Origin of the sequence: Rathayibacter sp. PhB179, assembly GCF_004345345.1 — a bacterium.
Taxonomy (GTDB): Bacteria; Actinomycetota; Actinomycetes; order Actinomycetales; family Microbacteriaceae; genus Rathayibacter; species Rathayibacter festucae.
This window is the reverse complement of sequence record NZ_SLVD01000012.1, coordinates 139637-150876: the sequence shown is the minus strand read 5'-3', so window position 1 is coordinate 150876 and position 11240 is coordinate 139637. Positions and strand designations below refer to the sequence as shown.

Here is an 11240-nt window from a genome sequence, read left to right as displayed (position 1 = left end):
CGGATCACAAGACCCGGACGGGGTTATAAATTTGGCATTGAACATAGTGCACGCTGTTGAGTTCTCAAGAATCGGACACATCCCGCCTCCACACCTGAAGAGGTGCTTCACAACGGAAGTGATCGAAGATGTTGTATCGAAAGCCGGCATGATTCAGGCGGGCCGTTCGATTTGTTCGTGTCGCCGAGACCGGGTAGGCTGATCAGAACCGAAGTCCCGATCGCCTCCGTGGCAACTCGACTAACTTAGCACATCCGCAGGCCGTGTCAAGTCGGCGTCTTCGTGATGCTCAGCGTCGGATCCGGAGATCGTCTCGCCGTCATCGTGCGCAGCCGAGGCCGTGCACCGAAGCCGAGGACCTGGGTCCCGCGGAGGCTTTGCATCTTACGCTCGCGATCCGCCGCCATCAAGAGACGAATCTCTAACAGGCTTGAGAGCGAGGGGATGGTCATCGCTTGAGGGGGGCCGGCGGGTCACGATGCTCTGCATCCGACTCTCGCTGTCCGCTCCTTTGGGCTGACGAGGAGTTACATTACGTCGAGGTTTCGCGGCCCTGCAAATCGCTCGTCGCCCGGGCGTGTCGCGATCCGGGCTCCTCGCGGGGCGGACCGCGTCCGCGTCAGGAGACGAAGGCGCCGGCGAAGCTCTTCTTGCCGCGGCGCAGCACGGCGATCCCGTCGATCAGCGGGAGGTCGCCGAGCACGGCGGCGTCGTCCGACACCGCGGCGTTGTTCACCGAGAGACCGCCCTGGCCGATCGCCCGGCGGGCCTCGCCGAGACTCGCGACGAGTCCGGCCTCCACGAAGGCCTGCACCACCGGAGTCGCCGCGGTCGCCTCGACCGTCGTCACCGCCTGCAGCGCTCCCCGCAGGATCCCCGCGTCGATGCCCTCCAGCGATCCGCGACCGAAGAGCGCCGAGGAGGCCGCGATCACCGAGGCCGTCACCGCCTCCCCGTGCACCAGGGTGGTGACCTCGCTCGCGAGCGCGCGCTGCGCCTCGCGCTTGAACGGTGCTTCCACACTCGCCTGCTCGAGCCGCTCGATCTCCGTGCGCGGCAGGTAGGTGAAGGTCTTCAGCCGGGCCGCCACGTCGCGGTCGTCGGTGTTGAGCCAGAACTGATAGAACGCGTACGGGCTGGTGAGCGACGGGTCGAGCCACACGGCGTTGCCCTCGCTCTTGCCGAACTTCGTCCCGTCGGAGTTCATCACCAGCGGCGTCCCGATGGCGTGCACCGAGACCCCCTCCGTCCGGTGGATCAGATCGGTCCCGCTGGTGAGGTTGCCCCACTGGTCGCTGCCACCCGTCTGCAGGACGCAGCCGTACTGGCGGTAGAGCTCGAGGTAGTCCAGCCCCTGCAGGATCTGGTAGCTGAACTCGGTGTAGCTGATCCCCGCGTCGGAGTTCAGGCGGGCACTGACCGCGTCCTTCTTGAGCATCGTGCCCACGCGGAAGTGCTTGCCGATCTCCCGGAGGAAGTCGATCGCCGACAGCGGCGCCGTCCAGTCCAGGTTGTTCACCAGCCGCAGCGGGTTCTCCCCCTCGGTCGACAGGAACCGCGACACCTGCGCCTGCAGGCGGGACACCCACTCGACCACCGTCTCGCGGGAGTTGAGCGTCCGCTCCGCCGTCGGCCGCGGGTCGCCGATGAGCCCGGTCGATCCGCCGACGAGACCGAGGGGCCGGTGCCCGGCGAGCTGGAGCCGGCGGAGGACGATCAGCTGGACCAGGTTGCCCAGGTGCAGGCTCGGCGCGGTCGGGTCGAAGCCGCAGTAGTAGGTGATCGGGTCTCCGGCGAGGAGCTCGCGCAGCGCTGCCGCGTCGGTCGACACGTGGATCGCGCCACGCCAGAGGAGCTCGTCCCAGACGTTCTCGAACGAGGGATCGAGCGACGGCATGGTCGCGGATCCGCGGGAGTCCTGATCGGTCACCCGTCCAGGGTAGCGCGAGGCCGGCGGCTCGCCCGGCGCCTGATCAAGTCCGGAAGCTTGATCGCACGGCATCAAGCCCTGATACTTGATCGAGGAGGTCATCGTGTTCGTCATCACCGCCGATCAGCGCGACAGTCGTCACGACGACGACCGGGTCGAGCAGGCGATCGCCGCTCTGCTCGAATCGGAGGAGTCGTCCTTCGTGCTCCCTCCCGAGCGCACCGCGGGCGACGAGTTCCAGTTCGTGCTCGACCGCGCCGAGGCCGTCGTCTCCGTGGTCCTCGCACTCCACCGCTCCGGGCACTGGAGCATCGGCCTCGGAATCGGCGCGATCGAGCGGCCGCTGCCGCGGACCACCCGCGCCGCCCGCGGAGCGGCGTACTTCGCGGCGCGACGCGCGGTCGAGGCGGCGAAGGGACGGGCGACCCGCTTCTCCCTCGATCCCGATGCCTCCGGCTCCGATCCGTCCGGCCACGGCTCCCCCGACGACGCCTTCCCCTCGGTCGGCGACGCCCAGGCTCTGTTCGATCCGCTGCTCCACCTCCGGGACTCGCGGACCCCGGCCGGCTGGGAGATCGTCGACCTCCTGGACGCGGGGCTCTCGCAGAAGGAGGCGGCCGAGCGTCTCGCCGTCTCCCCCCAGGCGGTCAGCCTCCGGGTGCGGACCGCGAGCGCGCGCGCCGACGGACCGGCACGGGACGCCCTCGCCCGGCTGCTGACGGTGGTCGACCGTACGCTCGACCCCGACGCGGCGGCGAGCGCCGACCCGTCGGCGCACGGCTCCACGGAGACCAGCGACCCTTCCGCTTCCGCTTCCGCTTCCGCTTCCGAGAGGACACCCCGATGACGGCACTCCGCACCGCACTGCCCGAGACCTTCGCCGTCGCAGCGCAGTCCGCCTCCTGGACCGGCGTGCTCCTGGTGCTCCTCGCCGGAGTGACGGGCGCCGTCCTCGCGGTGCGCCTGCGCCGCCCCTCGCTCGGCTGGATCAGCATCGGCGCCGCGGCCGCCGCCTTCCTGCTGACCGGCGTGGCCGGCGCCTCCGCTCCCCCGGCACTCGCTCTCGCCGTCGTGGTGCTCGCCTTCGCACTCGCGGTCCTCGGCGGCGGGCCGGTGGTCCTGCTCACCCTCGATCTCGCGACCACCGACTCCCGCAGCGGCGCGCACGGCGGCATCATGATCGCCGCCGCTCAGCGTCCCGGGACTCCCGGGGTCGCTCCGACCGCGATCGGCCAGCCGATCGAGGTGCTGCGCGGCGGCACCACCATCGGCGTGCTCGAGCGGATCGCCACCGCGGGCGCCCTGCTCAGCGGTCTGCCGGAGGGCGTCGCCGTGATCGTCGCCGTCAAGGGCGTCGGCCGCTTCAGTGAGCTGGCGTCCCCGGAGGCACGCGAGCGCTTCATCATCGGCACGCTCGCCAGCCTCGCCTGGTCCGCGGCGCTCGGGATCCTCGCGCGGCTCTACCTGGTGGGCTGACCGCCGCCCGTCTCTGGGCGACGACGCGCCACCGCGCGCCGGTACGGCGAGACGGTCGGGTCGCCGGCGATGAGGAACCGCCAGGGGAAGGCGGCGTCGCCGCCCTCGCCGGAGACCCCGGTCCGGGCGGACGACTCGATCGGCACCGGCGACTCGCGCGGCAGCAGCTCGAAGGAGAGAGCCATCGGATCGCCCGACTCCGCGAGGGTCACCCCCAGCGCCTTGGCGAGCCGCGCCGGACCGCGGGCGAGGTCCCTCGGGCGGACCGGTCCGCGTCGGAGCAGCGCCAGCTCCTCCCCCGCCACGATCTCGCCCGCGCGGAGCAGCACCGCGGAGGCCGTGCCCGCCGGGGAGCAGACCAGGTTGACGCAGGTGTGCATGCCGTAGGTGAAGTACGCGTAGACCGTCCCCGGCTCCCCGAACATCGGCGCGTTCCGCGGCGACCGGCGCCGATGCGCGTGCGAACCCGGGTCCTCGCCGAGTCCGAGGTAGGCCTCGACCTCGGTCAGCCGGACGCCGACGACGCCCTCGTCGGTGCGGTGCAGCAGCACCGCTCCGAGCAGATCGGGAGCGACCTCGACGGCCGAGCGCGACAGGTCGATCGGCTCCGGCATCCCTAGAAGAAGCTCTGGCCCGAGACCACGGTGACGATGATCACCGCGATGATCACGACGCCCGCGACGATGACGAGGGTCCGCTGCTGCCACGGCGGCAGCGGCGGACGGCCGTCGTCGCCGGGCGGGCCCTGGAGCGTCACGACGCGTCCCCGCGGAGGGCGGACCGGACGACGCGTACGCGCTCGGTCAGCTGCGCGAGCTGCTCCGCCACCCGGTCGGGTGCGGTGCCGCCGACCCCGTCGCGGCTGGCGACCGAGCCCTCGATGCTGAGCACCGAGCGGACGTCGGGCGTCAGCAGCGGCGACACCGAGCGCAGCGCCTCGTCGTCGAGGTCCTCGAGACCGAGGCCCCGGGTCTCGGCGAGCTTGACCAGCTCTCCGGTGATCTCGTGCGCGTCGCGGAACGGCACGTGCTTCTTGACCAGCCATTCCGCGACGTCGGTCGCGAGCGAGAACCCCTGCGGGGCGAGCTCGGCCATCCGGTCGGTGTGGAAGGTCAGCGTCGCGATCATCCCGCTGAAGGCGGGGAGGAGCACCTCGAGCGTCGTCACCGAGTCGAAGACCGGCTCCTTGTCCTCCTGCAGGTCGCGGTTGTATGCGAGCGGGAGCGCCTTCAGCGTCGCGAGCAGGCCCGTCAGGTTGCCGAGCAGCCGACCCGCCTTGCCGCGCGCGAGCTCGGCGATGTCGGGGTTCTTCTTCTGCGGCATGATCGACGACCCGGTCGAGTAGCCGTCGTCGAGGGTGACGAAGGCGAACTCGCGCGTGTTCCAGAGGATGATCTCCTCCGCGATCCGCGAGACGTCGATGCCGATCATCGCGCTGACGAAGGCGAACTCGGCGACGAGATCGCGGCTCGCGGTGCCGTCGATCGAGTTGGGCACGCTCGCGGCGAAGCCGAGCTCGCGGGCGACCGCCTCGGCGTCGAGCCCGAGGGTCGAGCCGGCGAGGGCACCGGAGCCGTACGGCGACACGTCGGCGCGGACCGCCCAGTCGCGCAGCCGCTCGAGGTCGCGCAGCAGCGCCCAGGCGTGCGCGAGGAGGTGGTGAGCGAGCAGCACCGGCTGCGCGTGCTGCAGATGCGTGCGGCCGGGCATGATCGCCGCCGGGTGGGCGGAGGCCTGGGCGGCGATCGCGTCGATCAGCTGCACCACCAGCTCGGCGATGACGGCGGCGTGGTCGCGGAGGTACATCCGCACGAAGGTCGCGATCTGGTCGTTGCGCGAGCGCCCGGCGCGCAGCTTGCCGCCGAGCTCCGGGCCCGCCTCGAGCATCAGGCCGCGCTCGAGTGCGCCGTGCACGTCCTCGTCGGCGTCGTCCGCGGTGAAGCGGCCCTCGACCACCGCCGAGCGCAGGCGCTCGAGCGCGTCGAGCATCCCGGTCAGCTCGGCGTCGTCGAGGTAGCCGGCGGTCGCGAGGGCCCGGGCGTGCGCGCGGGAGCCGGCGATGTCGTACTCGGCGAGCTGCCAGTCGAAGTGCGTCGACTTCGAGAGCGCGGCCAGCTCCGGCGACGGGCCGCCGGCGAACCGGCCTCCCCAGAGCGCGCCGGCCTCGCCCGCGCGGGCGGAGGGTCGTTCCGTCATGGTTCTCCTCGGGGTCGGCTGTCGAGTCTACTGAGCGGCGTCGGGCGTGCCGGCGCGCTCGAGGAGCCAGACCAGCAGGGCCTTCTGGGCGTGCAGGCGGTTCTCCGCCTCGTCCCAGATCACGCTCTGCGGGCCGTCGATCACGTCGGCGGTCACCTCGTAGCCGCGGTCGGCCGGGAGGCAGTGCAGGAAGAGCGCGTCGGACGCGGCGGCCGCCATCGTGTCCGAGTCGACGCGGTAGTCGCGGAAGGTGGCGACCCGCGCGGCCTTCTCCTCCTCCTTGCCCATCGACACCCAGGTGTCGGTGATCACGATGTCCGAGCCGGCGGCGCCCGCGGCCGGGTCGGTCGTGGTGGTGGCCGAGCCGCCGGTGGTGGCGGCGATGCGCTGGGCGTCCGCGAGCACGGCCGGAGCGGGAGCGTAGTCCGCGGGCGAGACGATCCGGACGTGCATCCCCGCCGTCGCGCCGGCCAGCAGGTAGGAGTGCGCCATGTTGCTCGCGCCGTCGCCGAAGAAGGTCAGCGTGAGGCCGGCGAGGCGGCCGCGGTGCTCGCGGATCGTCAGCAGGTCGGCGAGCAGCTGGCACGGGTGGAACTCGTCCGAGAGCGCGTTGACGACGGGGACGCGGGTGCCCGCCGCCATCTCCTCCAGCCCGGACTGCGCGTAGGTGCGCCAGACGATGGCCGCGACCTGGCGCTCGAGCACGCGCGCGGTGTCGGAGGCGGTCTCCTTGCCGCCGAGCTGGCTGCTCGCCGTCGAGATGATCAGCGGGCTGCCGCCGAGATCGGCGATGCCGACGGCGAAGGACACCCGGGTGCGGGTGGAGGACTTGTCGAAGATGACCGCGACGGTCTGCGGGCCGGCGAGCGGCGTCCGCGAGAAGCGGTCGCGCTTGAGCTCCAGGGCGAGATCGAGGATCTCGGCCTGCTCGGCGGGGGTGATGTCGTCGTCGCGGAGGAAGTGGCGGGTCACGGCTGCGGTTCGCTTTCGATCGGGGAAGGAGGTCGGGTCGTTCAGGCGTCGAGCGCCTGCACCGCGCGGCCGAAGCGGGCGACGAACTCGTCGACGTCGGCGGCGGTGATGATGAGGGGCGGAGCGATCCGGATGCTGGACTCGTTCGGCGCGTTGACGATGAGTCCCTCCGCCATGGCGGCCGCGGCGAGCCGGGGGGCGACGGGCTCGCTGAGCGCGATGCCGAGCAGGAGACCGGCGCCACGCACGCCGGCGATCAGCGGTGAGCCGAGGCCGAGCACACCCGCGGTCAGCTGCGCCCCGCGCTCCCGGGCGTTCCGGAGCAGGTCGGCGCGCTCGATCTCGCCGATCACCGCGCCGGCGACCGCGGTCGCGAGCGGGTTGCCGCCGAAGGTGCTGCCGTGGTGGCCCTTCTGCAGCAGCTCGGAGGCCGCGCCGAAGGTGACCAGGGCTCCGACGGGGAAGCCGCCGCCGAGCCCCTTGGCGAGGGTGATCGCGTCGGGGAGGATGCCGGCCCGCTGGTAGGCGAACCAGCTGCCGGTGCGGCCGATGCCGGTCTGGATCTCGTCGACGATCAGCAGGGCGCCCCGCTCCCGGGTCAGCTGCCGCGCCCGCTCGAGGAAGCCGTCCGGCAGCGGGATCACGCCCGCCTCACCCTGGATCGGCTCGACGATCAGCGCGGCGACCGACTCGTCGATCGCGGCCTCGAGGGCCTCGACCGTCGCCTCGATGTGCTCGACTCCACCGGGCATCGGCTCGAACGGCGCGCGCATCGCGGCCTTGCCGGTCATCGCGAGGGCGCCCATCGTGCGACCGTGGAAGGCGTTCTGCAGCGCCAGGATCCGGTGCCGGCCGCCGGCCGTGTGCAGGCGGGCGAGCTTGAAGGCCGCCTCGTTCGCCTCGGTGCCGGAGTTCGCGAAGTAGACGCGGCCCGCCTCGCCCGCGCCGGTGAGCTCGCGGAGCTTCTCGGCCAGCCGGATCTGCGGAGCGGTGGCGAAGTAGTTGGAGACGTGCGCGAGCGCGCCGGCCTGGCGGCTCACGGCCTCGACGAAGACCGGGTGCGCGTGGCCGAGCGAGTTCACCGCGATCCCGCCGAGGAAGTCGAGGTACTCGCGGCCGTCGACGTCCCAGACCCGGCAGCCCTCGCCGCGCTCGAGGACGGCGAGCGGAGCGGCGAAGGTCTGCATCATCGCGGCGGCGTAGCGGTCGCGGGCCTCGGCGGTGCGGGTGGAGACGGGTGCGGGATCGGAGGCGGGGACCTCGGGCGCGGGGCCGCCGGGAGCGGTATCGGTGGACATGTCGAGCCTTTCGAGCAGAAGCGGTCCGGCCGGGAGGGCCGTCGGTGCGCGCACCCCGTCGGGGCGGCGCTCGGAGCCGGGGCCGCTGGTGGTCAGCGGCCCGACGTTCGCTCCCGGTCGCGGGGGTCGGCCGAGGCGACGACCTCGGTGCCGACGCCCTCGGAGGTGAAGACCTCGAGCAGCATCGAGTGCGGAACGCGGCCGTCGATGATCGCGGCCTTCGGCACGCCGCCGCGGACCGCGTCGAGGCAGGCCGTCATCTTGGGGATCATCCCCGACTCGAGCGACGGCAGGAGCGCCGCGAGCTCGTCGGACGCGATGTGCGAGACGAGCGAGCCGCGGTCGGGCCAGTCGGCGTAGAGACCCGGGACGTCGGTGAGGATCACGAGCTTCTCGGCGCCGACGGCGACGGCGAGCGCGGCCGCGGCGGCGTCGGCGTTCACGTTGAGCGACTGCGTCGGGTCGTCGGAGTCAGGGGCGATCGAGGAGACCACCGGGATGCGGCCGGCGTCGAGCTGGGCGAGGACGGCCGCGGGATCCACGGAGATCACGTCGCCGACCAGGCCGAGGTCGTGCTCGACCCCGTCGAGGACGACGCCGCGGCGGCGACCGACGAAGAGGCCCGCGTCCTCACCGGAGATGCCGGCGGCCAGCGGCCCGTACTCGTTGATGCGGCGGACGATGTCGCGGCTGATGCTGCCGGTGAGCACCATCCGCACGACGTCCATCGCCTCGGGACTGGTCACCCGGTAGCCGCCGCGGAACTCGCTGGCGATGCCGAGCCGGTCGAGCATCGCGGAGATCTGCGGGCCGCCGCCGTGCACGACGACCGGGCGGATGCCCGCGTAGTGCAGGTAGACGATGTCCTGCGCGAAGGCGCGCTGGAGCTCCTCCGACACCATGGCGTTGCCGCCGAACTTGATCACCATCGTCCTGCCGTGGAACCGCTGCAGCCAGGGCAGCGACTCGATCAGGGTGCCGGCCTTGACGGCCACGGCGTCGTGCAGCGCGAGCGCCTCGGCCTCGGTGGGGTTCCCGGTGCTCACCGGGTTCTCGGAGCCCCTCGGATTCTCGTCGGCCATCAGCTGGAGTACGCCGAGTTCTCGTGGACGTAGTCGTGGGTGAGGTCGTTGGTCCAGATCGTCGCCGTGGCGTCGCCGGCGTGCAGATCGATGTCGACCGAGACCTTGCGCGGGGCGAGGTCGACCAGGTCGCGGCTCGCGTCGGGCTCGCCGGCCCGGCAGACCTGCACGCCGTTCATCGCCACGTCGATGCCGTAGGGGTCGAACTGCGCATCGGTGGTGCCGACCGCGGCCAGCACCCGGCCCCAGTTCGGATCGTTGCCGAAGATCGCGGCCTTGAAGAGGTTGCTCCGCGAGACCGCGCGGGCGACGACGACGGCCTCGTCCTCGGTCGCCGCGTTCAGCACCCGGATCGCGACGTCGTGCGCGGCGCCCTCGGCGTCGGCCTGGAGCTGGAGGGTGAGATCGCGGCAGACGTCGGTGAGCGCGGCGGTGAAGTCGGCCGCCTCGGGGCGCACCCCGCTCGCGCCGCTCGCCAGCAGCGCCACGGTGTCGTTCGTCGACATGCAGCCGTCCGAGTCGAGGCGGTCGAAGGTGACCCGGGTCGCCGCCCGCAGCGCGGTGTCGAGCTCGGAGGAGTCGAGGACCGCGTCGGTGGTGATCACGACGAGCATCGTCGCCAGCCCGGGAGCGAGCATCCCCGCGCCCTTGGCCATGCCGCCGACGGTCCAGCCCTGCTCGGAGCGGACGGTCGCCTGCTTGGGCACGGTGTCGGTCGTCATGATCGCGCGGGCCGCGTCCTCGCCCGCCTCCGGACCGGTCGCGCCCGGAAGAGCCGCCGACGCCTCGGTCACCCCGGCCGTCAGCTTGCCGAGGTCGAGCTGATCGCCGATGAGACCGGTGGAGCAGACGAGCACATCGCCGGCTGAGACGCCCAGGCTCCCGCCGACGGCCTCGGCCGTCGCGTGGGTGACTTGGAAGCCCGCGGCGCCGGTGTAGCAGTTGGCGCCGCCGGAGTTGAGGACGATCGCCGAGACGACGCCGTCGCGCATGACCTGCTCGCTCCAGAGCACCGGGTTCGCCTTGCAGCGGTTGCTGGTGAAGACCGTCGCGGCGTTCTGCAGCGGGCCGAGGTTGTGCACGAGGGCGAGGTCGCGGGCGCCGGTCGACTTGAGACCGGCGACGACGCCGGCCGCGGCGAATCCTGCTGCGGCGGTGATGCTCACGGCGCGACTCCGTTCGTGCTCAGGCCGAGGGTCTCCGGGAGACCGAGGGCGATGTTGGTCGACTGGATCGCGGCGCCGGCGGTGCCCTTGACCAGGTTGTCGAGCGCGGTGACCACCACGACGCGGCGGGCGCGCTCGTCCACGGCGACCCCGATCAGCGCCGTGTTCGCGCCGACGGTGTCGGCCGTGCGCGGGAAGGTCCCCTCCGGCAGCAGCTGGACGAAGGGCTCGTCGGCGTAGGCCGACTCCCACGCGGCGCGCACCTCCCGCGCGGACACGCCCGGCGTGAGCCGAGCGGTCGAGGTCGCGAGGATGCCCCGCGACATCGGCACCAGGATCGGGGTGAACGAGATCGAGACGGGACCGGCACCGGCGAGCGCGAGGTTCTGCCGGATCTCCGGGTTGTGGCGGTGCCCGCCGCCGATGCCGTAGGCGTGCGCCGAGCCGAGCAGCTCGCTCGCGAGCAGATCGGTCCGCAGGCTCTTGCCCGCCCCGGACGGGCCGACGGCGAGGACCGAGACCAGGTCGGCGGCCTCGATCACGCCGGCGTGCAGCCCCGGCGCGAGGCCGAGCGTGATCGCGGTGACGTTGCAGCCGGGCACCGCGATGCGGCGGGCCCCGGCGAGCACGTCGCGCTGCCTGCCGGTGCCGGGCAGCATCAGCTCGGGCAGCCCGTAGGGCCAGGCGCCGGCGAACTCGCCGCCGTAGTAGTCGGCCCAGTCCTGCTCGTCGGTCAGCCGGTGGTCGGCGCCGCAGTCGACGACGAGCACGTCGTCGGGGAGCGTCGCCGTGATCTCGCCGGACTTGCCGTGCGGCAGGGCGAGGAAGACGACGTCGTGGCCCGCCAGGTTCTCGGTCGTCGTGTCGACGAGCTCGAGGTGGCGCAGTGAGCGCAGGTGCGGCTGCACCGCGGCGAGGGGCTGGCCGGCGTTCGAGTGCGCCGTGACCGTGCGCACCTCGAACTCGGGGTGATCGGCGAGCAGGCGGAGCAGCTCGCCGCCCGCGTACCCGCTCGCTCCGGCCACCGCCACGGAAAAAGTCATGCCCGAGAGCCTAGTCGCTGGCGGGACCCGCCCTGGCCCGGTCGCCGCGGGCGGCCGCCGACCGGAGCCGGCGGCCG

11 protein-coding genes are annotated in these 11240 nt (G+C 72.5%); 2 read left to right on the top strand and 9 right to left on the bottom strand.

Annotated features, from left to right (window positions below; genetic code table 11):
• Positions 1-619: 619 nt before the first annotated feature.
• Complete coding sequence (gene tyrS / locus EDF43_RS20380; RefSeq protein ID WP_132438303.1) at positions 620-1897, bottom strand: tyrosine--tRNA ligase; 1278 nt, start codon at positions 1895-1897, stop codon at positions 620-622.
• A gap of 136 nt (positions 1898-2033) precedes the next feature.
• Between tyrS and EDF43_RS20375 the strand changes: the two genes are divergently transcribed.
• Both EDF43_RS20375 and EDF43_RS20370 read left to right on the top strand, forming a co-directional pair.
• On the top strand, positions 2034-2777 hold the full coding sequence (locus EDF43_RS20375; RefSeq protein ID WP_207901884.1) for a DNA-binding protein: 744 nt from the start codon (positions 2034-2036) through the stop codon (positions 2775-2777).
• A complete protein-coding gene (locus EDF43_RS20370) occupies positions 2774-3406 on the top strand; it encodes a hypothetical protein (RefSeq protein ID WP_243582384.1) in 633 nt (210 codons plus the stop codon). The genes EDF43_RS20375 and EDF43_RS20370 overlap by 4 nt, the downstream gene beginning before the upstream one ends.
• On the opposite strand, the gene EDF43_RS20365 is transcribed toward EDF43_RS20370, so the two are convergent.
• The 8 genes from EDF43_RS20365 to argC all read right to left on the bottom strand — a co-directional run bounded on the left by EDF43_RS20365 (position 3391) and on the right by argC (position 11163).
• The gene (locus EDF43_RS20365) at positions 3391-4020 is read right to left on the bottom strand and encodes a DNA-3-methyladenine glycosylase (RefSeq protein ID WP_132438229.1); all 630 of its coding nucleotides are present in this window, start codon (positions 4018-4020) and stop codon (positions 3391-3393) included. The two genes, EDF43_RS20370 and EDF43_RS20365, sit on opposite strands and share 16 nt — an antisense overlap.
• Positions 4021-4022: 2 nt before the next feature.
• A complete protein-coding gene (locus EDF43_RS22045; protein ID WP_165909213.1) occupies positions 4023-4163 on the bottom strand; it encodes a hypothetical protein in 141 nt (46 codons plus the stop codon).
• Positions 4160-5602 (bottom strand): argininosuccinate lyase, encoded by a 1443-nt coding sequence (gene argH / locus EDF43_RS20360; protein ID WP_132438230.1) that lies wholly within the window; start codon positions 5600-5602, stop codon positions 4160-4162. The genes EDF43_RS22045 and argH overlap by 4 nt, the downstream gene beginning before the upstream one ends.
• Positions 5603-5629: 27 nt before the next feature.
• Complete coding sequence (gene argF, locus EDF43_RS20355) at positions 5630-6574, bottom strand: ornithine carbamoyltransferase (protein ID WP_127887041.1); 945 nt, start codon at positions 6572-6574, stop codon at positions 5630-5632.
• Between the two features lie 41 nt (positions 6575-6615).
• Entirely contained in the window at positions 6616-7872 is a 1257-nt protein-coding gene (locus tag EDF43_RS20350) for an acetylornithine transaminase (protein WP_132438231.1), read from the bottom strand.
• A 92-nt stretch (positions 7873-7964) separates the two neighbouring features.
• Entirely contained in the window at positions 7965-8918 is a 954-nt protein-coding gene (argB, locus tag EDF43_RS20345) for an acetylglutamate kinase (RefSeq protein WP_243582383.1), read from the bottom strand.
• Positions 8919-8953: 35 nt separating this feature from the next.
• On the bottom strand, positions 8954-10120 hold the full coding sequence (gene argJ, locus EDF43_RS20340) for a bifunctional glutamate N-acetyltransferase/amino-acid acetyltransferase ArgJ (RefSeq protein WP_123737170.1): 1167 nt from the start codon (positions 10118-10120) through the stop codon (positions 8954-8956).
• Positions 10117-11163, bottom strand: coding sequence for an N-acetyl-gamma-glutamyl-phosphate reductase (gene argC / locus EDF43_RS20335; RefSeq protein ID WP_132438233.1), 1047 nt, complete (start codon positions 11161-11163; stop codon positions 10117-10119). Before argC ends, argJ begins: the two co-directional genes overlap by 4 nt.
• Positions 11164-11240 lie beyond the last annotated feature (77 nt).

Bases quoted from the DNA above. Each gene is read 5' to 3' on its own strand.
- tyrS (WP_132438303.1), bottom strand. From the start codon at position 1,897: ATGCCGTCGCTCGATCCCTCGTTCGAGAACGTCTGGGACGAGCTCCTC.
- EDF43_RS20370 (WP_243582384.1), top strand. From the start codon at position 2,774: ATGACGGCACTCCGCACCGCACTGCCCGAGACCTTCGCCGTCGCAGCG.
- EDF43_RS20365 (WP_132438229.1), bottom strand. From the start codon at position 4,020: ATGCCGGAGCCGATCGACCTGTCGCGCTCGGCCGTCGAGGTCGCTCCC.
- argH (WP_132438230.1), bottom strand. From the start codon at position 5,602: ATGACGGAACGACCCTCCGCCCGCGCGGGCGAGGCCGGCGCGCTCTGG.
- EDF43_RS20350 (WP_132438231.1), bottom strand. From the start codon at position 7,872: ATGTCCACCGATACCGCTCCCGGCGGCCCCGCGCCCGAGGTCCCCGCC.
- argC (WP_132438233.1), bottom strand. From the start codon at position 11,163: ATGACTTTTTCCGTGGCGGTGGCCGGAGCGAGCGGGTACGCGGGCGGC.